Source organism: Mesorhizobium sp. DCY119, assembly GCF_003590645.1.
Lineage (GTDB): Bacteria > Pseudomonadota > Alphaproteobacteria > Rhizobiales > Rhizobiaceae > Mesorhizobium_M.
Genome location: NZ_CP031834.1, coordinates 2,319,576 through 2,341,041 on the forward strand (window position 1 = coordinate 2,319,576; position 21,466 = coordinate 2,341,041).

The 21,466-nt window shown below is 62.1% G+C and carries 21 protein-coding genes; 10 read left to right on the forward strand and 11 right to left on the reverse strand.

Going from position 1 to position 21,466, the window contains the following annotated elements:
* Positions 1–34 precede the first annotated feature (34 nt).
* Positions 35–637, forward strand: coding sequence for a PadR family transcriptional regulator (locus tag DZG07_RS11200; RefSeq protein ID WP_091912308.1), 603 nt, complete (start codon positions 35–37; stop codon positions 635–637).
* A gap of 68 nt (positions 638–705) precedes the next feature.
* On the opposite strand, the gene bmt is transcribed toward DZG07_RS11200, so the two are convergent.
* The 3 genes from bmt to DZG07_RS11215 all read right to left on the reverse strand — a co-directional run bounded on the left by bmt (position 706) and on the right by DZG07_RS11215 (position 3,376).
* Positions 706–1,728 carry a betaine--homocysteine S-methyltransferase gene (gene bmt / locus DZG07_RS11205; protein WP_119817000.1) on the reverse strand — a complete coding sequence of 341 codons (1,023 nt, stop codon included), beginning with the start codon at positions 1,726–1,728 and terminating at the stop codon, positions 706–708.
* 105 nt (positions 1,729–1,833) lie between these two features.
* A complete protein-coding gene (locus DZG07_RS11210) occupies positions 1,834–2,439 on the reverse strand; it encodes an urea carboxylase-associated family protein (RefSeq protein WP_119817003.1) in 606 nt (201 codons plus the stop codon).
* Between the two features lie 82 nt (positions 2,440–2,521).
* Positions 2,522–3,376 carry a helix-turn-helix transcriptional regulator gene (locus DZG07_RS11215; RefSeq protein ID WP_119817006.1) on the reverse strand — a complete coding sequence of 285 codons (855 nt, stop codon included), beginning with the start codon at positions 3,374–3,376 and terminating at the stop codon, positions 2,522–2,524.
* Positions 3,377–3,595: 219 nt separating this feature from the next.
* Between DZG07_RS11215 and DZG07_RS11220 the strand changes: the two genes are divergently transcribed.
* The 3 genes from DZG07_RS11220 to DZG07_RS11230 all read left to right on the forward strand — a co-directional run bounded on the left by DZG07_RS11220 (position 3,596) and on the right by DZG07_RS11230 (position 6,591).
* The gene (locus DZG07_RS11220) at positions 3,596–4,609 is read left to right on the forward strand and encodes a fatty acid desaturase (protein WP_119821627.1); all 1,014 of its coding nucleotides are present in this window, start codon (positions 3,596–3,598) and stop codon (positions 4,607–4,609) included.
* Positions 4,610–4,657: 48 nt separating this feature from the next.
* On the forward strand, positions 4,658–5,431 hold the full coding sequence (locus DZG07_RS11225) for a PhnD/SsuA/transferrin family substrate-binding protein (protein WP_119817009.1): 774 nt from the start codon (positions 4,658–4,660) through the stop codon (positions 5,429–5,431).
* Between the two features lie 194 nt (positions 5,432–5,625).
* Positions 5,626–6,591, forward strand: a complete 966-nt coding sequence (locus tag DZG07_RS11230; protein WP_119817012.1) for a bile acid:sodium symporter family protein — start codon at positions 5,626–5,628, stop codon at positions 6,589–6,591.
* A 17-nt stretch (positions 6,592–6,608) separates the two neighbouring features.
* Here DZG07_RS11230 and DZG07_RS11235 read toward each other — a convergent pair whose 3' ends face one another.
* The 4 genes from DZG07_RS11235 to DZG07_RS11250 form a co-directional block, all read right to left on the reverse strand.
* Positions 6,609–7,985, reverse strand: a complete 1,377-nt coding sequence (locus DZG07_RS11235) for a Xaa-Pro peptidase family protein (RefSeq protein WP_119817015.1) — start codon at positions 7,983–7,985, stop codon at positions 6,609–6,611.
* A 4-nt stretch (positions 7,986–7,989) separates the two neighbouring features.
* Positions 7,990–10,563: an FAD-dependent oxidoreductase gene (locus DZG07_RS11240; RefSeq protein WP_119817018.1), complete on the reverse strand. Its 2,574-nt coding sequence runs from the start codon at positions 10,561–10,563 to the stop codon at positions 7,990–7,992.
* A 30-nt stretch (positions 10,564–10,593) separates the two neighbouring features.
* A complete protein-coding gene (locus tag DZG07_RS11245; RefSeq protein ID WP_245429620.1) occupies positions 10,594–11,049 on the reverse strand; it encodes a DUF559 domain-containing protein in 456 nt (151 codons plus the stop codon).
* A gap of 132 nt (positions 11,050–11,181) precedes the next feature.
* Complete coding sequence (locus tag DZG07_RS11250) at positions 11,182–12,759, reverse strand: trimethylamine methyltransferase family protein (protein WP_091912326.1); 1,578 nt, start codon at positions 12,757–12,759, stop codon at positions 11,182–11,184.
* Between the two features lie 170 nt (positions 12,760–12,929).
* Here DZG07_RS11250 and DZG07_RS24100 point away from each other — a divergent pair, with 170 nt between their 5' ends.
* From DZG07_RS24100 to DZG07_RS11265, 4 genes are read left to right on the forward strand one after another with little or no spacing between them, the layout of a single operon-like run.
* Positions 12,930–13,049: a capsid protein gene (locus DZG07_RS24100; RefSeq protein WP_197716847.1), complete on the forward strand. Its 120-nt coding sequence runs from the start codon at positions 12,930–12,932 to the stop codon at positions 13,047–13,049.
* A 47-nt stretch (positions 13,050–13,096) separates the two neighbouring features.
* A complete protein-coding gene (locus DZG07_RS11255) occupies positions 13,097–14,479 on the forward strand; it encodes an aspartate aminotransferase family protein (RefSeq protein WP_119817023.1) in 1,383 nt (460 codons plus the stop codon).
* 55 nt (positions 14,480–14,534) lie between these two features.
* On the forward strand, positions 14,535–14,945 hold the full coding sequence (locus DZG07_RS11260) for a carboxymuconolactone decarboxylase family protein (RefSeq protein ID WP_119817026.1): 411 nt from the start codon (positions 14,535–14,537) through the stop codon (positions 14,943–14,945).
* A 9-nt stretch (positions 14,946–14,954) separates the two neighbouring features.
* Positions 14,955–15,317, forward strand: a complete 363-nt coding sequence (locus DZG07_RS11265) for a hypothetical protein (protein WP_119817029.1) — start codon at positions 14,955–14,957, stop codon at positions 15,315–15,317.
* A gap of 276 nt (positions 15,318–15,593) precedes the next feature.
* Here the strand turns inward: DZG07_RS11265 and mmsB are convergent, their stop codons facing one another.
* Positions 15,594–16,478: a 3-hydroxyisobutyrate dehydrogenase gene (mmsB, locus tag DZG07_RS11270; protein ID WP_091912334.1), complete on the reverse strand. Its 885-nt coding sequence runs from the start codon at positions 16,476–16,478 to the stop codon at positions 15,594–15,596.
* Between the two features lie 130 nt (positions 16,479–16,608).
* Entirely contained in the window at positions 16,609–17,784 is a 1,176-nt protein-coding gene (locus DZG07_RS11275) for an isobutyryl-CoA dehydrogenase (RefSeq protein ID WP_119821629.1), read from the reverse strand.
* A 214-nt stretch (positions 17,785–17,998) separates the two neighbouring features.
* Between DZG07_RS11275 and DZG07_RS11280 the strand changes: the two genes are divergently transcribed.
* Together DZG07_RS11280 and DZG07_RS11285 are read left to right on the forward strand one after the other, a co-directional pair.
* Positions 17,999–18,601: a dimethylsulfonioproprionate lyase family protein gene (locus DZG07_RS11280; RefSeq protein ID WP_119817031.1), complete on the forward strand. Its 603-nt coding sequence runs from the start codon at positions 17,999–18,001 to the stop codon at positions 18,599–18,601.
* A 5-nt stretch (positions 18,602–18,606) separates the two neighbouring features.
* The gene (locus DZG07_RS11285) at positions 18,607–20,076 is read left to right on the forward strand and encodes a cobyric acid synthase (RefSeq protein WP_119817034.1); all 1,470 of its coding nucleotides are present in this window, start codon (positions 18,607–18,609) and stop codon (positions 20,074–20,076) included.
* Here the strand turns inward: DZG07_RS11285 and DZG07_RS11290 are convergent, their stop codons facing one another.
* On the reverse strand, positions 20,077–20,508 hold the full coding sequence (locus DZG07_RS11290) for a VOC family protein (RefSeq protein WP_119817037.1): 432 nt from the start codon (positions 20,506–20,508) through the stop codon (positions 20,077–20,079).
* A gap of 79 nt (positions 20,509–20,587) precedes the next feature.
* The gene (locus DZG07_RS11295; RefSeq protein ID WP_119817040.1) at positions 20,588–21,427 is read right to left on the reverse strand and encodes an AraC family transcriptional regulator; all 840 of its coding nucleotides are present in this window, start codon (positions 21,425–21,427) and stop codon (positions 20,588–20,590) included.
* Positions 21,428–21,466: the final 39 nt, after the last annotated feature.

Here is a 21,466-nt window from a genome sequence, read left to right on the forward strand (position 1 = left end):
TCGCATGAAACACAAAATCTGGAGAGACACTCAAATGTTCAATCATCCCCATAATCACGAGAAACGCTGCGGCGGCTGGTTCATGTCCGGCCCGGATGGCGGCAAGGGCGGCGGACGCTTCGGCCGTGGCGGCGGCGGCGGAGGTGGCCGGTTCGGCCGTCATCGCGGTGGCCCGTTCGGCGGGCGCGGTCCGCGCATGTTCGATCCCGGCGCGCTGCGTCTGTTCGTTCTCGGCCTGATCGCCGAGGAACCTCGCCATGGCTACGACATCATCAAGGCGCTGGAAGCGAAGTTCCAGGGCGCATACAGCCCGAGCCCCGGCGCGATCTATCCGATGCTGCAGATGCTGGAGGAGGCCGATCTGGTCGTCTCCGAAACCAACGGCAACAAGCGGCTCTATTCGATCACCGAGCAGGGCAAGGCTTATCTCGCCGAGCACGCCGCCGAACTCGACAAGATCAACGCCCAGCTTGATGAGGCTTCTGCCGAGGTCAACGGCGTGGCGCTTGGCGACGAGGTTCGTGCGCTGGCGCAGGCCATCTTCGGACGGTTGCGCGGCGGCGAGCTAAGCGCCGAGCAGGCCGAGAAGGCGCTGGAGATACTGCGCAAAGCGCGGCTGGACCTCGAAGGCCTGTAAAACGAAGCCTTGAAACGAAAAATGCCCTTCCGTGGATCACGGAAGGGCCTTTTCTTGTGGGTTGTGCTTTATGCGCGGCTGCGGCGGCGCTCGCGACGGGCATCGGCGCTCTCACCGGTGCCGCCGCTCTGGTCCGCCGTCTTGTTGCGCAGCGGGCCGATGCGCTCGACGATCGTCTCGACCGTCGGGCGATCTGCCTTGTGGTGGCTGTCCAGCGCTTTGCGCATCGCAGCCAGATGTTCGAATGAGGTGCCGCAGCAGCCGCCGATGATCTTTGCGCCGCTGTCGACCGCAAGCCGGACATAATCGGCCATCAGTTCGGGCGTGCCGGAATAATGGATCTCCGTGCCGCGAAATTCCGGAATGCCGCAATTGCCTTTGACGATCACGGTCGCATCCGGCTTGGCCTCGGTCATGTCGAGCAGCGACGACAGGATGTCGGAAGCACCGACGCCGCAATTGGCGCCAACCCCGACCGGGCCCTGCGGCAAGCCTTCGGAAACGCCGTGAATATCCTTCGGCGCGAGGCCCATCATCGAGCGGCCAGCGGTGTCAAAGGAAACCGTGTAGGTGTAGGGCATGCCGGCATCGATCGCCGCCTGCGCCGCCGCCTTGGCTTCGTCAGGCGCGGACATGGTTTCGATCCAGGCGATTTCCGCGCCGCCGTCCTTCAAGCCTTTGATCTGCTCGGCGAAAGCCTCGACGGCTTCCTCGTATGTCATCGCGCCAAGCGGCACGAGAAGCTCGCCGGTCGGGCCGACGGAACCGGCAACGATGACCTTGCGGCCGGCCTTGTCGGCAACCGCGCGGGCAATTTCGGCGGCCCGCTTGTTCAGCTCATGAACTCGGTCCTGCGCATGATGCAGCTTCAGCCGGTGACGGGTGCCGCCGAAGGAATTGGTGAGGATGATGTCGGCGCCGGCATCGACGAAGTTCTGGTGCAGCGCCGTGATCTTTTCCGGCGCGGTCTCGTTCCAGAGTTCCGGCGCTTCGCCGGCCTCCAGTCCCATGCCAAACAGGTTCGTGCCCGTGGCGCCGTCGGCCAGAAGCACGCCTTTTTCTGCGAGCAATGCGTCAATGGGGTTGGTCATGGAGAAACGCCTTCAGGAATATTGTTGAGATAAGGATATAAAGAAGTCTTTATGTCTAGTCAAGAAAACGCATCAAACTGCAGTGCTGGAATGCAGTAAAGCATATCACGGCAGCCGGGAGGTGACTTCGATCTCGATTTCCGTGCACACGCCGCCATTCGTCGGGTAATAATCTACCGAACAGGCCGTCACCACGATCAGAAGGTCGAGTTCGGCGCGCAAGGTCACATAGCCGCCCGGCGGGTTGATCGAGGCGTAGACGTCGAGATGGCCGTCCGGTTCCGGCAGCGAATTCTGAAAGAAATCGACCGGGTCGGGACAGAAGGGCAGGTCTATGCCTTCTCTCGCAAGCGCGTTCAGCATGTTGTCCTGGCAATTTGGATGATCGGCGAAGCCCGCGCGCTCATAGAGCGCGGGATTGCAGGCCGGAAACAGCATGTCATGCGGGCCGGGTGAGCCATCCTCGACCAAGGTCAGCATCGGCACGCCATTGGCGCTGTAGAAGCACTGTCCGGCGACAGGGAACAGCTTTTCGTTGATGTCGCGCGTATGCGACGTGCTCAGCCAGTCGAGCTTGCCTTCGGTCGTGAACGCCCACAGGTCGGCCACCTGCTGTCCCTTGGGATCGATGATGCGAATGAGATCACCACGCGAGACGCGGATGGAGCGCCCCGACTGCGGCGGAACAACGAGATGGCGATGGTCTTGCATGAGAAGTCCTGAGCGAAAGCGAAGGAGCCATATCTACGCGCTGAAAAAGGAAACTCAACCGAAATGGGATTGCGACCGGTCTTCAGGGCTGGCCCACGTCAGGCATCTCGGCAAGTTTGCGCGCAAAGCCGGCTGCCTCGTGCGCGTTGATCTCGGCGCCACGGATCAGATTGTCGAAATGGCGGGTCAGCGTGCGGACGGGTGCCGTGGCGTTCAGCACCAGATACATGTCGCCGACATAGATCGCCGCGCGATAAGGCCCGAAGATAGTGTAAGGCACGGAATAGCGCATGCGCCCATCATAGAGGAACAGGCGGAAGGTCGGATAAAGATCGTCGAGCAGCGTTGCCATATGGTTCAGCTGGTCGCGCCGGTCCTGTTCTGAAAAGCCGCTCCACACGCCCATGCCGGCGGCGAAGATTTCCAGCGTGTGCCGCGGCATGCACACTTCCATGTCGGTTTCCGGACGCCGGTTGTAGTCGATGCGGTATTGCGTCTCGCCGGCCTGGGACTGGCGGCTCTTGTTGGTGATGTCGGCCTCGTAATCGACCAGCGCGTCCGTGCGCAGAAGATCCGGAATGCCGGCCGGCACATAGCGTATCTTCGTGCCTGCCGCCTCGGCGTGCCATTTTGCCAGCAAGGTGCGGTCGAAGCCGCCGGAACCTTCTTCGATTTCGAGGCTGGCGCGGATTTCGCCGGTCAGCCCTTCGTCCTGGCTGAGCCCGAGCAGCCAGTCGAGCGAGACCTTATGCTCTTCGGCGATCGTCATCAGCGTCTCGGCGCGCGGCAGACGCGTCGTGTCTTCCGACAGGAGCTGGGAAAGGGCTGAGCGATCTATGCCCACCGATGCGGCGAACGCCGACTGATTCTGGCCGGAACGCTGCACCAGTGTCCTCAACCGTTCGCGAAACAGTCCGGAAAGGTCGCGTTTGTCCAAAGGGTGCTCCCATGAGGCAGAATTTTGCGCGCACAACGCTATTCAACGCAGGCAACGATGAGATTGTTCCGCTTGTTTGTTTACAATTCGCAACATATGCGCATCAATAAGCGCAATATCAACATTCTGTGCACATTGTCGCGTTGAATCTTGCCATCACTACTGACAGCATAGTGTCAGGAATCATTTGGTTCCGGCGCTGGGGCAGTGGTCGAGGGCATGGCATACAAAAAAAGCATACGGCGAAACGGCACGCCGGCAGTCGAATGGCCGACAATAGTGCTCATCACAGCCACTTACGGCTCTTGGGCGGGAGCCTGTTTCTTCCTCTGGCCGAGCTATCCGGTTCTTGCGCTTCTGGTTCTGGCCTTCATTCTCGCCATGCAGTCCTCGCTCATGCACGAGGCATCACACGGCCACCCGACGCGAAAATCGTGGCTCAATGAATTGCTGGTCGGCCTGCCGATCGGGCTGGTTTACCCCTTCCGCCGTTTCAAGTCGTTGCATCTGCGGCACCATGCCGACGAGAGCCTGACCGATCCGTTCGACGATCCGGAAAGCTATTATCAGTCCTTCTGGAAGCATGAAGAACTGCCGCGCTGGCTGAAAACGTTGCTTTCCATCAACAACACGATGGTCGGCCGCTTCGTTCTCGGCCCGGCGCTTGGCACCATCGGCTTCCTGCTGGAAGAGGCAAGGCTCATCGCTGATGGCGACCGGGCCGTGCGCAAGGCGTGGCTGCTGCATGCTGCCGGTCTCGCGGTCGTGCTGCCGCTGGTGACCGAGGTCTTCGGCATTCCGCTCTGGCTCTATGTGCTGGTGCCGGTCTGGCTCGGGCAGTCCTTCATCTCGGTGCGCACTTTTGCCGAACATCAGTGGTCGGAGCGGCCGGACGGGCGTACCATCATCATCGAGCGCTCACCCTTCGCCTTCCTGTTCCTCAACAACAATCTGCATCTCGTCCATCACAAGAGCCCGACCATTCCCTGGTATCGGCTGCCAAAGCTGTTCCGCGAACGGCGCGACGAATGGATCGCGATGAACAAGGGCTATGTGTTTCCGAACTATCTGGCGCTGCTCAGGGAATACGCCTTCCGCGCCAAGGAGCCGGTGGTGCATCCCGCACTTCGACGTGCTCCGGAAGCCGGCCGTGCGTTCCAGCCGCGTGTGCGTGGCCGTTCGGTGAACGGGCTGGGCACCATTCCCGTGCCGGCCGAGCCGCCCAAGGAATAGGCTGAATTCCACCTTGCCATTGCAGACCTGATCGGCGGAGATGACGCCATGACCGGATTCGTCGCCGCACTCTCCATGTATGACTGGCCCGAAGCTCGAGCCGAAACCGACGCCGAATGGGCGCGGCTGCGCGAGGCTTTTGGCGCCGCCGGAATCGATGCGCCAGAAAGGCTCGTTCGCAGAAACGCCGATCTGCCGCCGGTGCCCGGAGGCATCCGGGACACAGCGGGCGAGCTGGTCGCGCCCGATCCGGCAACTCTCCCGCCTGACGAACTCGACTTCCCGACGGTCTGGCTGCATCCGAATCTGCTTTTCGCGCAGACGTGCTGGGGGCCGATGGAGCTTGGTCTGTCCAAGCATGTGCGGGTGATTGGCCAGCCGAGCTACGACGCCTTCGAGGGTGGGCAGGGCGAATTCTATTCAAGCGCGATCGTGATGCGGCGGGGTGAGGGCGCTCCGGTGTCTGCGCCATCCGACGGCCTGCCCCTCATTTCCCTAGACCTGATCCGCGGCAAGCGGCTCGGCTACAACAGCGATGATTCGATGTCGGGCATCATCGCGCTGACGCGCGATCTGGAGGCGATGGGCGAAAGCCTTGCCATTTTCCCGGAGCGCATCGAGACTGGCGGCCATCGCGCCTCGATCATTGCCGTCGCCGAGGGCCGGGCGGATATCTGTGCGATCGACTGCAGGAGCTGGGATCTGGCAAAACGGTTTGAACCTGCCGCGCAAAATGTGCAGGTCGTCGGCTGGACCGGGCAGCGCAAGGGCCTGCCTTACATCACGTCACTGACAGCGCCGGTAATTTCTCTTCCGATCTGATCGGCCATCACACCGCTTCGTCGATGTTACCGCATGGCCTGATCTGCGCCGGCGATCCACTTCCTTTGGGCCAGAAAATGTCGCGTAGGCGGCCAAGGGGTTGCCAATCCGTCAAATAGACGGGAAAAGCGCGCAACTTTCTGTCCCTCCCAAGACAGTCCGCCCCTCCCCAAAATCCTCAAGGAAGTAGGATCGTGAAAACAATAGCTGCATTCTCCGATTTCGTTGGCCGCACCTTCGCCATATGGGTGATCGTGTTCGCCGTGCTCGGTTTCCTCCTGCCGGCGACGTTCAGCCTGTTCGCGCCGTGGATCGTCGTTTTGCTCGGCATCATCATGTTCGGCATGGGCCTCACCATATCGATCAAGGACTTCAGCGAAGTCGCGCGCCGGCCGTTCGACGTGACAATTGGCGTGCTCGGTCAGTTCATCATCATGCCGGCGCTCGCCGTCTTGCTCACGCGCATCATTCCGATGTCGCCGGAAGTTGCGGCCGGCGTCATCCTCGTCGGTTGCTGCCCCGGCGGCACGGCCAGCAACGTCATGACCTATCTCAGCAAGGGCGATGTGGCGCTCAGCGTCGCTTGCACCAGCGTGACCACGCTGCTTGCTCCGATCGTCACGCCTTTCCTGGTCTGGTTCTTCGCCAGCCAGTATCTGCCGGTCGATGCGATGAGCATGTTCCTGTCGATCGTCAAGGTCATTCTCGTGCCGCTGGCGTTTGGCTTCCTGCTGCAGAAACTGGTGCCTGGCGTGGTCAAGGCGGCGGTTCCCATGCTGCCGCTGGTCAGCGTCGTCGGCATCGTACTGATCGTTGCGGCTGTCGTTGCCGTCAACAAGGCCGCTATCAGCCAGTCCGGCCTGCTGATCTTCGCCGTCGTCGTGTTGCATAACGGCTTTGGGCTGCTGCTCGGCTATTTTGCTGCCCGGTTCTCCGGGCTGTCGCTCGCCAAGCGCAAGGCTATCAGCATCGAGGTCGGCATGCAGAACAGCGGGCTGGGTGCCGCCCTTGCCAATGCGCATTTCTCGCCGTTGGCCGCGGTGCCGAGTGCTGTCTTCAGCGTCTGGCACAATGTTTCCGGCGCGCTGATCGCGAGCTATTTTGCGCGGATGAGCGATGACGATGCGGAAAAGCGCGTCGCCGAGCAGAAGGCTAGCTAGTCCGAGCGCTCGGGCGGTCAGCGTCCGAGCAACCTCGCATCTAAAGGATAGACGGACAGTTGCTGGTTGCCGCTCTCGGTAATCAGCACCTGTTCCTCGATCTTCACGCCCTCATGGCCGCCGAGACGGCCGATATAGCTTTCGACGCACAGTACCATGCCAGGTTCGAGAACGCCGTCGGGTGTGTCGTCGGTCCAGTCGGCCGCATGCGGCAGCGTCGGATATTCGTCGGCCAGCCCGACGCCGTGATAGAGTACGCCGTAGCGTGCTGGAAAACAGTCCGGCGGCGGGATTTGCGAGCGCTCGACGAGATCGCGGAACGAGATCCCCGGCTTCATCAAATCCGTATTGTAGGCGATCTGACCTGCCGCGATGCGGAAAAGATCGCGCTGTTCGTTGCTCGGTTCGCCATCGCCGCAGAGCCATGTCCGCGATAGATCTGCACAGAAGCCGTAGGGACCGATGAGGTCGGTGTCGAAGGCGACGAGATCGCCGGCTTCGATGATGCGCGAGGAGCATTCCTGAAACCACGGATTGGTGCGTGGACCGGACGACAGCAGCCGCGTTTCGATCCACTCGCCGCCGCGCGCGATGTTACCGCGATGTAGCTCGGCCCAAAGCTCGTTTTCGGAAATGCCGGACTTGAGCGCTGCTTCCATCTCGCCCATTGCCGCCTCGCAGGAAACGATGGCGCGGCGCATGCAGAGGATTTCGTCAGGCGATTTGATCAGCCGCGCGTTCTCCATCACGGCCTCGCCATTGCCGACCGAAATGCCGAGCCTTGCCAGTTCGGCAATGCCTTCATGATCAAGGTGATCGACCGCAATACGGCGGTTAGCGCCGCCATGTTCGCGGATGAGATCCGCGATGCCGGCCGCCCAGCGCTGCACCCGCTTTTCGGTGAGTTCGCCGCCGTAAAGATACATCCAGGAAATCGCCGGTCGCACCTCGTCGACGACGCCTGAGTGATCCGACAGATGCTCGCAGGAGAAATAATCGAACAGCACGACCGGCCCTTCGGTGGCGACAAAGCAATGTCGCGTCGGGTTGTGCGCGACCCAGAGCTGCATGTTGGTCGAGTCGGTCGCGTAGCGGATGTTGACCGGGTCGTAGAGCAGGGCGCCGGCATAGTCACGGCGCTTCAACTCGGCGCGAATGCGATCGAGGCGGTATTTCCGCATCGCCGGCAGATCGGGAGCGGGGATGCCGGCCGCGGCCCATTCGGTTTCAGCCGTCTCGCCGTAGCCGAGCACATGTTGGTTCAGGGAGGCAGCTTTTTGGCGGGCTTCGCGTTGCAGGGCCTCAACGGAACCGGGCGACGGAGAACCGCCCGGCTCGAATGGCATGATCTTGCGATGCCGCCCGAAATTCCCAGAGGAAGATCGGTCGGCCATCGTTTTACCCTCGCATCTTTTCGCCGGCTGGATCGAACAGCGGCTGGATGTTGATGCGGGCAGGGCGGCGGTGGCCGAGGATTTCGATCTCGAACATGCCTTCATTGTCGTTTTCGGCCAGGGCTGCCGGCACATAGCCCTGCGCCAGCGACTTCTGGACATAGTGAGCATAGCCGCCGGACGTTACCCAGCCGACCACGCGCCATTCGCCGTCGACGATGCCGCGAATGCTGGAAGCACCTTCGTCGGCTTCGGACGTGCGGGTCTCTGCGCCGGTCTCGTCGAAGCGCGGCGCACCGTAGCCGTGCGGCTTGTCGATCGTGCCGTGATCGGTGGCGCCGACCTTGGCCCAGATCGGCTCGTCGCCCATCACGTCGGCGCCGTTGGCTTCCACCACCATGGAGACGCGGCGCAGCTTCGGGCCTTCGGCCTGCTCCTTGGCCGCGGCGTCGCGGCCGACGAAGTCATTCTTCTCCAACCTGGTGAAGCGGTCCATTGAGCCTTCGAACGGCCCGTAGATCGGCCGCAACTCGCGGAACCAGGTCGGGAAGTTCTTTTCCAGCCGCATGGAGAGCAGGGCGCGCATGCCGAAATCGACGATGCCGAATTCCTCGCCGGCTTCCTTGATCGCCTTGTAGACGAGTCGCTGATAGGCTGGCGCCATCCAGATTTCGTAGCCGAGATCGCCGGTGTAGCTGATGCGGTTGACCATGCAGGGTGCGCCGCCGACAGCCATCTCGCGGAAATCCATGAAGCGGAAGGCTTTGGTCGACACGTCAGCATCGACCAGCTTGGCGAGCAGGTCCTGCGAGCGCGGACCGGCAATCGAGAGGCCGACCAGCGTCTGGTCGAAGCGGTGGATGCGAACGGAGCCGTCCTTCGGCAGCTGCTTTTCGAACCAGCGCATATGGTATTTCTGCGCCGCAGACGAGCCCCAGATCATGAAGCGGTCTTCGGCGCATTTGGCGATGGTAAAATCGCCGATCAGCTTGCCGAATTCGTTGAGCATCGGCGTCAGCACGAGCCGGCCGGTCTTGGGCATACGGTTGGTCATCAGCCGGTTGAGGAAATTCTCCGCACCCGGGCCGCTCACTTCGTATTTGGCGAAGTTGGCGATTTCGGTCACGCCGACACTTTCGCGGGTCGCGCGAACCTCGTTGCCGATGTGCTCGAAATCGTTGGAGCGGTGGAAGGAGACGATATCCTTCGGCTCGGTGCCCTGGGGCGCAAACCAGAGCGGGGTTTCCAGGCCCCAGCTATCGCCCATGACGGCATTCTGCGCCACCATGGTGTCGTAGAGCGGCGTCGTCTGCGCGGGCCGCGCTGCCGGCAGTTCCTCGTTCGGGAAGCGGATGGAGAAGCGGCGCGAATAGTTTTCGCGCACCTTGGCGTTGGTGTAGCGCAGGCTTGCCCATTCGCCGTAGCGGGTGACGTCCATGCCCCAGACGTCGAAGCCCGGATCGCCATTGACCATCCAGTTCGACAGCGCGAGCCCGACGCCGCCGCCTTGTGAGAAGCCTGCCATGACGGCGCAGGCCGTCCAGTAGTTGGTCAGGCCCTGCACCGGGCCGACCAGCGGGTTGCCGTCGGGCGCGAAGGTGAAGGGGCCGTTGATGATCTGCTTGATGCCGGCGTTCGCAATGCCCGGAAAATGCTTGAAGCCGATTTCCAGCGACGGCGCGATGCGGTCGATATCCGGCTGGAGCAGTTCATGGCCGAAATCCCACGGCGTATTGACCGGCGACCACGGCTTGCAGGCCTTTTCATAGGTGCCGAGCAGGATGCCGTTGCGCTCCTGGCGGGTGTAGATCTCGCCCTTGAAGTCGAGCACGCCGACCATTTCGCGGCCGGTCGACTTGTTGAATTCCTCGACCTCCGGCATCGGCTCGGTCAGCAGATACATGTGCTCCATGGCCAGCACGGGCAATTCGAGCCCGACCATGCGGCCGATTTCGCGGGCCCACAGGCCGCCGCAGTTCACCACATGCTCGGCCTTCACCGTGCCCTGTTCGGTGACGACATTCCAGGTGCCGTCGACCTCCTGCGTCAGTTCCTTGACCGGGTTGCGCAGCACGATCTGCGCGCCGAGTTTCTGCGCCGCCTTGGCATAGGCGTGGGTGGTGCCGGAAGGGTCGAGATGGCCCTCGACCGGGTCCCACATGGCGCCGACGAAATTCGTCTCGTCCATAAACGGGAACATGGCCTTGGCCTCTGACGGCGTGATCAGCTCGGTGTCCATGCCGAGATAGCGGCCCTTGGCATGGGCGAGCCGGAGGAAGTCCATGCGCTCCGGCGTGTCGGCCATCATGATGCCGCCGGTGAGATGCAACGAGCAGGACTGGCCGGAAATCTCTTCAAGCTCCTTATAGAGCTGCACCGTATAGGCCTGCAGCTTGGCGACGTTCGGGTCGCCGTTCAGCGTGTGGAAGCCGCCGGCGGCATGCCAGGACGAGCCGGAGGTCAGCTCTGAACGCTCGATCAGCATGACATCCGTCCAACCGGCGCGGGCAAGGTGATAGAGCACCGAGCAGCCAACAACGCCGCCACCGATGACTACAGCTTTTACGTGGGATTTCATGTGGTTATATCCATGTGCAGAGGAATAGATTCAACTTTTGTGCGGGGGCGCGAATGCAAACCGCAGGTCGAAGGCGCTGACGTCTTCCGCCAGCCGGCCGTCAAGTGCTGCAAGAATGGTTTCGCAGACAGAGATGCGGTGCTTCAGGACGTCGGTGTTCCAGAAGCGGAGCGTCGAATAGCCTTCCGAGCGTATGAATTTATCGCGGCGAAGGTCACGTTGGCTGTCCGCGTGCTGGCTGCCGTCGATCTCGACGACCAGCCATTTTTCACGGCAGGCGAAATCTGCATAGTAGGGGCCGATGGGAAATTGGCGGGTGAAGCGATAGCCGCCGAGCTTCCGGTTTTTTAGCTCTAGCCAAAGCAGAGCCTCGTCTTGGTTGCCGCCCTGTCTTAGTTCACGGGCACGACCGGTCGTGCCTTTCTTGCGCCGGCTGCGGGTTTCGGCAACGCCTTCCCCCACTCCGTCGCCGCTTCGCGGCGCCACCTCTCCCCCCTCCGGAGGGAGAGGAAGGGCGTCAAGCTTTGTCGGCTCGCGCCTTTCCTCTCCCCCGTCGAACGGGGGAGAGGTGGTCCGCGAAGCGGATCGGAGTGGGGGTCGACTGCTTACCATCAGCGCTCAAAAATCCGTCGGTGCGCCGCCTTCGGCCCGGCGCTTGGCGACGAAGGCGTCGATCTCCTCGGCAATGGCCGGGTCCATATAGGGCTTCTCGTAGGTGGCGAGGCGTTCCTTCCAGATGCGGTTTGCTCGCTCCATTGCGGTCGGGCTGCCTGCTTCCGCCCACGTCTCGAAATTGCGCCAGTCCGAGATGATCGGCGAATAGAAGGCGGTCTTGTAGCGGTCCTGGGTGTGCTGCGTGCCGAAGAAATGGCCGCCGGGGCCGACGGATTCGATGGCGTTGAAGCCAAGCGCGTCGTCGGAAAGGTCCAGCGGCGTCAGGAATTCAGCCACCATCTGCAGAAGGTCGATGTCGAGGATGGTCTTTTCATAGGAGCAGCGCAGCCCGCCTTCGAGCCAGCCGGCGCCGTGCAGGATGAAATTGGCGCCGCCTTGAATCGCCCCCCACAGCGAAAACACGCTTTCATAGGCTGCCTGCGCATCGACCGTGTTGGCGGCGCATACATTGGAGGTGCGGTAGGGGATCTGGTAGCGGCGGGCGAGCTGGCCGCCGATCATTTGCGCCTTCATATATTCGGGTGTGCCGAAGGCCGGCGCGCCCGATTTCATGTCGACATTGGAGGTGAAGCCGCCATAGCCGACCGGCGCGCCTTTCTTCACCATCTGGGTAAAGGCGATGCCCGAAAGCGCCTCGGCGTTCTGCTGCACCAGCGCGCCTGCCACCGTCACCGGTGCCATGGCGCCGGCCAGCGTGAACGGCGTGACGATCACCACCTGGCCGCTGCCGGACATCTGGATGATGCCTTCCATCATCGGAACGTCGAGCTTCAGCGGCGAGTTGGTGTTGATGATGGTGTAGACCGAGGGTTCATCCTGCAGCTGCTCGCGCGAAATTCCGCGCGCGATGCGGGCGATCTCGATGCCGTCGACATTGCGCTCCTTGCCGAGCGAATAGATGTGAAAAACCTTGTCGGTCAGCGTTGCCAGATCGCGGATGCATTCGAGATGGCGCACTGACGGGTGGATGTCGACCGGCTCGACCGGATACCCGCCTGTGGTCTGCAAAATGTTGTGCATCTGGGCGAGCTTGAGGAAGTTGCGATAGTCCGCCTGGTTGCCGGGGCGGCGGCCATTGTCGAGGTCGGAGCAGTTCGGCGCGGAAGCCATCTGCGAAATCACGAGATTGTTGCCGCCGAAGCGGACATTGTGGGCCGGGTTACGGGCATGAAGGGTGAATTCAGACGGCGCATGCGAAATCAGTTCGAGGATCATGTCGCTGTCGAAGCGCACCCGCTCGGTACCTTCGCGAACGTCCGCGCCGTGGCGTTTCATGATCGCGCGCGCCTCGTCATGCAGAACGTCGACGCCGATTTCCTTCAACACGCGCAACGAGGCTCGATGGATCGATTCCAACTCGTCGTCGGAAATGATCTTCGTTGGCGCAAAGGGGATTTTCAGCTGCCGGAATGGCGGCTGCTCGAAAGTCGCCGAGCCGCCGGCGCGCTTTCCGGCCCGCCCGCCGCGACGGGCGCGATCGGTGGCGAGAACCGGTTCTGCGGGATTGAGGGCAGCAGTCATGATGGGCCTCGTTTTATGCGAAAATCAGACTGCATAATGGACCGAGCCCAACGCGCTTAGTGCGGATGCGACGACCATTAGCGCGAGCAAAGCGACATGCCGGAGCGGAAGGTGGCCACAGCCCTGCATGCCGGCTTGAACCTTCAGGTCCGCATCGGCTAGAGTGAGCCATGGGCACGATACACCCGCGAACCCTCGACATAGCCGTGACGCCTTCTTCCAGAACGCGCCACGTCGAGCTTTTGCGCCTGTGCGCCCGCATCGGCTATTCGCCGCCGTCCTTCCTTTGAATTCGCGCCGGCTTTGCCGGATTGATTCAACTGGAAGGAACAAGTCCATGACTTACCAGAACTTTTCGCTAGCGCAGCTGCAGGCGATCGACTCCGCACATCACATTCATCCCTTCACCGACCACAAGGATCTGCGTGCCACCGGCGCGCGCATGATCACCCGCGCCAACGGCCCGTTCATCTATGATTCCGAGGGCAACGAGCTGCTCGACGGCATGGCCGGCCTGTGGTGCGTCAATATCGGCTATGGCCGCAACGAACTGGCCGAAGCCGCCTACGAGCAGATGAAGGAACTGCCTTACTACAACTCCTTCTTCCGCTGCTCGACGCCGACGCCCGTGCTGCTTTCCAAGAAGCTCGCGGAGATCGCGCCGAAGAACATGAACCAGGTGTTTTACGGTTCGTCCGGCTCGGAATCGAACGACACCGCGCTGCGGCTCGTTCGCCATTACTGGGCGCTGGAAGGCAAGCCGCAGAAGAACCGCATCATCTCGCGCAACATGGCCTATCACGGCTCGACCATCACCGGCGCGTCGCTTGGCGGCATGTCGGGCATGCATGAGCAGCTTGGCGGCGCGGTGCCGAACATCGTCCATGTCATGATGCCCTACGCCTACGAACTGGCGCTGCCGGGCGAAAGCGACCACGATTTCGGCCTGCGCGCGGCAAAGGCCGTCGAGGACGCCATCCTCGAAGCGGGCGCCGAAAACGTCGCTGCCTTCATCGGCGAGCCGATCATGGGTGCTGGCGGCGTGAAGATCCCGCCGGCAAGCTATTGGCCGGAAATCCAGCGCATCTGCCGCAAATACGATGTCCTTCTGATGCTCGACGAGGTCATCACTGGCTATGGCCGCACCGGCGAATGGTTTGCCGCGCAGACCATGGGCATCGAGGCCGACACGATCACCACCGCCAAGGCGCTGACCTCGGGCTACCAGCCGCTGTCGGCGCTGCTGGTCGGTGACCGTATCGCCACCACGCTGGTCGAGAAGGGCGGCGAGTTCAACCACGGCTACACCTATTCCGGCCATCCGGTTGCCTGCGCCGTGGCGCTGAAGAACCTCGAACTCATCGAGAAGGAAGGGCTGATCGAGCGCGTCAAGAACGACACCGGGCCTTACTTCGCGCAGATGCTGCGGGAGCGTATTTCCCGCCATCCACTGGTTGGCGAGGTGCGCAGCATCGGCCTGATGGGCGCGATCGAGATCGTCAAGGACAAGGCGACGCGCGAGCGCTTCCAGCCGGTCGGCAGTGCCGCTGTGGTCGTGCGCGACCACGCGATCGCGCAAGGCATGATGCTGCGTGCGACCGGCGACTCGATGATCCTCTCGCCGCCGTTGATCTGGACCCGCGAAACCATCGACATGGCCGGCGAGCGCATCGCCAAGGCACTCGACCTCGCCGAAGCCGATCTTCGCAAGGCAAGCTGAGACTGAAACGAGGGGCGTGATGAACTCACGCCCCTTCTGACCACCGGAGACCGGCATGAGCGGCAAACCCATCGTTCCCCTGATCGAATACGAAATGGCGAACGAAGCCGTTCGTGCCGTCTACGACGACATCATGCAGACGCGCAAAACCGACTGGATCAACAATTTCTGGAAGGTTCTTGCGCATGACCCGGCACTGCTGAAGCGCACATGGGAAACGCTGCGCGAGGTGATGGGGCAGGGCGCGCTCGATCCTCTGGTCAAGGAAATGATCTACATTGCGGTCTCGGCGACGAATGGCTGCGAGTACTGCACCTATTCCCACACCGCTTCGGCACGCGCCAAGGGCATGAGCGAAGCTCAGCTCATGGAATTGCTGGCGGTTGTCGGCATGGCGAATGAAACCAATCGCCTCGCCAACGCTTTACGTCCGCCGGTCGACGTTCAGTTCGAGCCTCGCGGCTAGGAGAATTTCATGAAAAGCCGCAGCAACCGGACGAACCGCCGGTCAGCCACGATAGCCGGAAATCTGATGCTCGCACCGATGGTGGCCGCCATGCGCTTGCCAACGATGCTGAGCGAGGACAGAAGCACCAATCCGTGGGGCACGGAGACGCTGCGCGCGATCAACGAGAAGAACGCCGCCATGGCCGAGGGCATGGTGGCGGCGCAGATGTCTCTGATGCAGTCGGCATCCAGTTTCTGGTTCGACGTGTTTTCCGGCAGGACGCCGTCTCTGCTCAGCGGCGTTGCTGCCGACCGCGCGGTTCAGGCGGCGCTGAAACCTGCCAGCCTTCGCGTGAAGGCGAATTACCGGCGATTGTCTTCGAAGAGCTGAGGCAGACTTTACACGCGTTCTAAAGGCAAAAACCGCGTCCTCCAGGCGGAAGAGCACGGCTTTGCCATTCATACGCATGGCCCTTCGCCACTGAATATACGCTGCGAAGGTAACGGCTCCGGTACGCAAGACCTGATCCGGAGCGGTGGGCGGCTGCGAAGACCGCCTGCTCACTGTTCTAGCCGCACAACGTTACCGCGTGGTTATCGAGACCTTAATCAAATCTAAAAATTTGAATCTTTCGGCGAATTTACGGCGAAAACCTTTGCCGCTCGCTTACGTGACGTCACCGCGCAGGAAATTGATGATGCCGGAAAAATCGGCGCCGCCCTGTCCCTGCGCGTTGAACAGCGCGTAGAGCTGAGCGGCTTCCGCACCGAGCGGCGTGACGGCACCTGCGCCTTGCGCCGCCTCCTGCGCAAGCTTGAGATCCTTCAGCATCAATGCTGCAGCAAAGCCGGGCTTGTAGTCGCGATTGGCTGGAGAGGTCGGCACCGGGCCCGGAACGGGGCAGTAGGTGGTCAGCGACCAGCACTGGCCGGAAGAGGTGGAGGCAACGTCGAACAGCGCCTGATGCGACAGGCCGAGCTTTTCGGCCAGCACGAAGGCTTCGGCCACGCCGATCATCGAGATGCCGAGGATCATGTTGTTGCAGATCTTGGCGGCCTGACCGGCACCGGCATCGCCGCAATGGACGATGCGTCCGGCCATCGGCTTGAGGATCGGCTCGGCCTTGGCGAAAGCGTCAGCCGCGCCACCGGCCATGAAGGTCAGCGTGCCGGCAGTCGCACCGCCGGTGCCGCCGGAAACCGGCGCGTCGATCGACAGGAGGCCGTGCTTTGCTGCGATGGCGTGCGCCTTGCGGGCTGACTCCACGTCGATGGTCGAGGAGTCGATCAGCAGCGCGCCTTTCTCGGCCTTCGGCGCGATGTCCTCATAGACGGACAGCACATGCTTGCCGGCTGGCAGCATGGTTATGACCACCTCAGCGTCCTTGAGAGCAGCGGCGGCATTGGCCATGACGGTGATGCCATGCTCGCGCGCGACGGTCAGGTTTTCAGGCATGAGGTCGAAACCCTGCACCGCATGACCGGCCTTCACAAGGTTGGCAGCCATCGGATTGCCCATATTGCCGAGGCCGATGAAGGCGATGGTGGTCATGTCGAGGTTCCTCCGGAATAGAGAGTAGAAAATAGTGAGTAGTGAATAGTGAATAGCGAGTAGGGAAATCGGAATAGCGATGAGTTTCGGAACTTTTCTCTTCTACTCACTACTCACTATTTTCTACTCACTATCTCCCAATCAAAGCCCGCGCGATGATCACGCGCATGATCTCGTTGGTGCCTTCAAGAATCTGGTGGACGCGAAGATCGCGCACCAGTTTTTCGATGCCATAGTCGTGCAGATAACCATAGCCGCCGTGCAGTTGCAGGGCGTCGTTGGCGACGTTGAAGCCGGTGTCGGTGACGAAGCGCTTGGCCATGGCTGACCACTTGCCGGCGTCCGGCGCCTTGCGGTCGAGCTTGGAGGCGGCGGTGTAGAGGAAGATGCGGGCGGCCTGCAATTCCGTTTCCATGTCGGCGAGCTTGAACTGGAGCGCCTGGAACTGGTTGATCGCCTGGCCGAAAGCCTTGCGCTCGGCCGTATAGCTTACCGCCTTGTCGAGCGCCGATTGCGCACCGCCCAGCGAGCAGGCGGCGATGTTCAAACGCCCGCCATCCAGCCCTGACATTGCAATGCCGAAGCCAGCGCCTTCGTCGGACAGCAGGTTCTCGGACGGCACCTTGCAATCTTCGAAGATGACCTGTCGGGTCGACTGCATGTGCCAGCCCATCTTGCTCTCGACGGCACCGAACGACAGGCCGGGCGCATCCTTGGGCACGACGAGGGTGGAGATGCCTTTCGGGCCGTCCTGGCCCGTGCGGACCATGGTGACATAGACATCGCTGTCGCCGGCGCCGGAAATGAACTGCTTCGCGCCATTCACGACATAGTCGCTGCCATTGCCGCCGCTGCGAACCGCGCGGGTTTTCAGGGCTGCAGCGTCCGACCCCGAGCCCGGCTCGGTCAGGCAATAGCTGGCCAGCCATTCCATCGAAGTCAGCTTGGGAATGAGGCGCTGGCGCTGTTCCTCATTGCCGAAGCGATCGATCATCCACGTCGCCATGTTGTGGATGGAGATGAAGGAGGCAAAGCCCGGGCAGGCTTTCGACAGCGCCTCGAACACCAGCACGGCGTCGAGGCGACCAAGTGCCGATCCGCCGACATCGTCGCGCACATAGATGCCGCCGAGCCCGAGTGGGCCGGTCTCGCGAATCACGTCTGCGGGGAAATGGCGCTGCTTGTCCCATTCGAGCGCGTTGGGCGCGACACGATCCTGCGCGAAGGCTTCGGCCATCTCCTGGATGGCGCGTTGATCCTCGTTGAGATCGAACTGACCGGCGGTCGGGTCGACTGCGGCGTCCATGGCGTCCTCCCTGACGTTTCCTGGCTTGCGAACATTTTTGCGATCGGACGGTTTTGTCCGCGAAAGTTCGTTTTGCCGCATGATCTGGTGCAGAAACTCTGCGACTTTTCACGATCATGCTCTAGGCGTGCCGATCAATCTAGACCAATGATGCACCCGCGCAACCCGACCTCATGCGGAGCGGCTGTGCACAAATACATGTTCGAGGCATCTTGTGACGATATTTTTTGAGGAACTGCTCGACCAATTCCGCGTCTTCCTGGCGACTTTCGAGGATGAGCGCCTGCGCGATTTCATGGCTTCGAGCGACTGGGCGATGTCGCCGCGCGCGCTGGAGCCGAATGTGCTTCCATGTCTGAGCCATCTCGACCGCACCGCCGAACTTGCCACGGCCACGGCGCGGCCATTGGCAAAGTTCGTCGCGGATCATCGTTCCGAGCTGCGCTGGGGCCAGACCTACACCGCTGCCGATTTCGGCCAGCATTTCATCGACAATTATGGCTGGCTGGAAGTGTTCGGCACGCGCGGGCATTTTGAAAATGATGCAATGGCCGGCGGATTGCTCGTTCTCGGCCCGAATATCGTCTATCCAGACCACCATCATGAAGCCGAGGAAATCTACATTCCGCTGACTGGCGGTACCGAATGGCGCAAGGGCGAGGGCGAGTTCGTCATCCGGGAGGGTGGCGAAGTCATTCATCATCCGTCCAACGTCAATCATGCCATGAAGACCGGGGACGAGCCGTTGCTGGGGCTCTATCTGTGGCGCGGCGGGCCGCTTGCGGCGCGCTCGACGGTCACCGGCGGGCAAGGCTGAGCATCATGGCCAAGGCGATCATGCTCCAGGGCACCGGCTCGGATGTCGGCAAGACGGTGCTTGTCGCCGGCCTGTGCCGAGCAGCGAAAAAGCGGGGGCTGAAGGTGCGGCCGTTCAAGCCGCAGAACATGTCGAACAATGCCGCCGTCGCCGATATTCCGGGCGAGGCGGGCGGCGGTGAGATCGGCCGTGCGCAATGGCTTCAGGCCATCGCCTGCGGTGTTGCGCCGTCGATCCATATGAACCCGGTGCTGCTCAAGCCGCAAAGCGATGTCGGCGCGCAGGTCGTCGTGCAGGGCAAGGTTTTTGGCGAGGCCAAGGCGCGCGACTATCAGGCCATGAAGCCGCAACTGATGGGTGCGGTGCTCGATTCCTGGCAGAAGCTCGGGGAGGGCGCCGATCTCATCATCGTGGAGGGCGCCGGCTCGCCCGCGGAAATCAATCTGAGGCCGCGCGACATTGCCAATATGGGCTTTGCCACGCGCGCCGACGTGCCGGTCATTCTGGTGGGCGACATCGATCGCGGCGGTGTCATCGCCTCGGTCGCCGGCACGCATCTGATCCTGCCGGAGGAAGACCGGCGCATGATCGTCGGCTACCTCATCAACAAGTTCCGCGGCGACGTGACCCTGTTCGACGACGGCATTGCCGCGATCGAGCGCTTTACCGGCTGGCCGTGCTTCGGCGTTATGCCATGGCTGAAGGCGGCGGCGTTGCTGCCCTCGGAGGATTCGGTCATTCTCGAGCGACTGACTTCAGGCGAAAAGCGGGCGCTGAAGGTTGCCGTGCCCATGCTCGGCCGCATCGCCAATTTCGACGATCTCGACCCATTGCGCGCCGAGCCGCAGGTCGAAGTGGCGTTCGTGCCGCCCGGCCAAAGGTTGCCGGAAGATGCGGGGCTCGTCGTCATTCCCGGCTCCAAGTCGACCATCGGCGACCTGCTGATATTCCGAGAAAACGGCTGGGATCGTGACCTGCTGGACCATCGCAGGCGCGGCGGTCACGTCGTCGGCATCTGCGGCGGCTACCAGATGCTCGGCCGCATCGTGCGCGACCCGCACGGCATCGAAGGCAGCGTCAGGGAAGCGGAAGGGCTTGGGCTGCTCGACATCGAGACGGTGATGGAGCCGGAAAAGACCGTGCGCAATGTCATCGCGCGCTCGGTGCATTTCGATGTGCCGCTGTCGGGCTACGAAATCCATCTCGGCGCCACCAGCGGACCGGATTGCCTGCGCCCCACGGCCATCATCAACAATACCGACGACGGCGCGACCTCCGCCGACGGCAAGGTCTTCGGGACCTACATGCACGGCCTTTTCGGAGCCGATGCGTTCCGGGCGAAATTCCTCGAAAGCCTCGGCATCAAGGGCGGCGGCATCGACTACCGCGCCGAGGTCGAGCGGGCGCTGGACGAGATCGCCGCTCATCTCGAAACGCATCTCGACGTCGACGCAATCTTTGCCGCCGCGCGCTGATCAGCCGGCTTTCTCGTGCGCCTTTGGCCAATAAGTGCCGAAGGACCAGATATTGCCTTCGGGATCGGCGCAGATGAATTCGCGGCTGCCGTAGTCGCGATCGGTCAGGCCTTCGAGGATTTTGGCACCGGCAGCCTCGGCCCGCGCGAACAGTGCATCGGGGTCATCGACGGCAATATAGGTGGACTTCCCGCAGTTCTGGCCCGGTGCCCCGACCATCTTGCCATACGCATCGTCGCGCACCGTTCCAAGCATGATCATGGCGGAACCCAGTGCCAGTTCGCCATGCTGGACGACGCCCTTGTCGTCGGCATAGCGGGCATGAACGGTAAAACCGAAGGCTTTGCCCAGCCAGTCGATCATCCCGGCGGCGTCGCGATAGCGGAAGGTCGGGTAAATGCGTGGCGGTTCGATTGAAGCGGTTGCAGGCATGGTTTCCTCCTTCGCCTTGGGTCCATTGAACCCATTGTGGCGAAGGGGCGTCCCACCGTCTTGAAGAAATGTTACCGCATCATGCGGCCCGCGCCAGCCAGGCTGCCGGTGTCGCACCGGCGAGTTCGCGGAAATCGCGCGTCAGATGCGCCTGATCGGCATAGCCGCATTCTGCCGCGATGCCGGCCCAGCCGTCTTCCTGATCGCCCCTCGAAAGCACCAATACACGGTTGAAACGGACGATGCGTGACAGCGTTTTCGGGCCGATCCCGATCTCCGCGGCAAAGCGACTAGCGAGATGCTTGCGGCTCCAGCCGATTTCCGTCGCAAGCCTGCTGATCGGTATGCGCCCACCGCTCGCCATCAGACGGTCGAAAGCCCAGGAAACCGGGGAGGGTGCTCGCGACGCATCGGCGATGCGGCGGGTGACAAAGCGCTCGGCCATTGCAAGGCGTTCTGTCCACGTCGCGGCATGTCCGAGACGTTCGCGCAATTCCCGTCCTTCCGCCCCCAGCACATCACTGAGATCGACCATGCGGCCGGTCAGTTCGGTCATTGGCATGCCGAAGAACCGACGTGCCCCGAGCGGCGTGAAATCGACCTGGATGCAGTGGGCGTCGCCGAAGGAATCGATGATGACGGGTCCGGCGAAGAGCCCGGCGGCGAAGCTCGTTACTCGATCTTCGAAACCTGGCGCTCGGCCAAGCCCGATCGAAAACGCGCCGCCGAAGCTGATGATCAGCGGCACCGTGAGCGAGGCAGCCTCCGTCTGGCGAAAGTGCCCGGCTGTGAGTTCGCGATAGCCGGTAATGCGCGTGACCAGTCCGGCCAAAGCGGCATCCGGCGCACGTTGCACCATCTCGAAGGCGCCCGCTTGAGGCGCAGCCAGGATCGAACGTGTTTCGGATACTTCGCTCATTCGGCGTTTCCTTCACGCCGAATCTAGCAGAACCGTGTG

What these genes read in the sequence shown, in the direction of transcription:
- DZG07_RS11220 (WP_119821627.1), top strand. Translation starts at nt 3,596, where the DNA reads ATGGCATACAAAAAAAGCATACGGCGAAACGGCACGCCGGCAGTCGAA.
- mmsB (WP_091912334.1), bottom strand. Translation starts at nt 16,478, where the DNA reads ATGACCACCATCGCCTTCATCGGCCTCGGCAATATGGGCAATCCGATG.
- DZG07_RS11290 (WP_119817037.1), bottom strand. Translation starts at nt 20,508, where the DNA reads ATGCCTGCAACCGCTTCAATCGAACCGCCACGCATTTACCCGACCTTC.
- DZG07_RS11275 (WP_119821629.1), bottom strand. Translation starts at nt 17,784, where the DNA reads ATGGACGCCGCAGTCGACCCGACCGCCGGTCAGTTCGATCTCAACGAG.
- DZG07_RS11240 (WP_119817018.1), bottom strand. Translation starts at nt 10,563, where the DNA reads ATGAAATCCCACGTAAAAGCTGTAGTCATCGGTGGCGGCGTTGTTGGC.
- DZG07_RS11285 (WP_119817034.1), top strand. Translation starts at nt 18,607, where the DNA reads ATGGCCAAGGCGATCATGCTCCAGGGCACCGGCTCGGATGTCGGCAAG.
- bmt (WP_119817000.1), bottom strand. Translation starts at nt 1,728, where the DNA reads ATGACCAACCCCATTGACGCATTGCTCGCAGAAAAAGGCGTGCTTCTG.
- DZG07_RS24100 (WP_197716847.1), top strand. Translation starts at nt 12,930, where the DNA reads ATGGGCACGATACACCCGCGAACCCTCGACATAGCCGTGACGCCTTCT.
- DZG07_RS11200 (WP_091912308.1), top strand. Translation starts at nt 35, where the DNA reads ATGTTCAATCATCCCCATAATCACGAGAAACGCTGCGGCGGCTGGTTC.
- DZG07_RS11260 (WP_119817026.1), top strand. Translation starts at nt 14,535, where the DNA reads ATGAGCGGCAAACCCATCGTTCCCCTGATCGAATACGAAATGGCGAAC.
- DZG07_RS11265 (WP_119817029.1), top strand. Translation starts at nt 14,955, where the DNA reads ATGAAAAGCCGCAGCAACCGGACGAACCGCCGGTCAGCCACGATAGCC.
- DZG07_RS11255 (WP_119817023.1), top strand. Translation starts at nt 13,097, where the DNA reads ATGACTTACCAGAACTTTTCGCTAGCGCAGCTGCAGGCGATCGACTCC.
- DZG07_RS11295 (WP_119817040.1), bottom strand. Translation starts at nt 21,427, where the DNA reads ATGAGCGAAGTATCCGAAACACGTTCGATCCTGGCTGCGCCTCAAGCG.
- DZG07_RS11235 (WP_119817015.1), bottom strand. Translation starts at nt 7,985, where the DNA reads ATGGCCGACCGATCTTCCTCTGGGAATTTCGGGCGGCATCGCAAGATC.
- DZG07_RS11225 (WP_119817009.1), top strand. Translation starts at nt 4,658, where the DNA reads ATGACCGGATTCGTCGCCGCACTCTCCATGTATGACTGGCCCGAAGCT.
- DZG07_RS11250 (WP_091912326.1), bottom strand. Translation starts at nt 12,759, where the DNA reads ATGACTGCTGCCCTCAATCCCGCAGAACCGGTTCTCGCCACCGATCGC.
- DZG07_RS11210 (WP_119817003.1), bottom strand. Translation starts at nt 2,439, where the DNA reads ATGCAAGACCATCGCCATCTCGTTGTTCCGCCGCAGTCGGGGCGCTCC.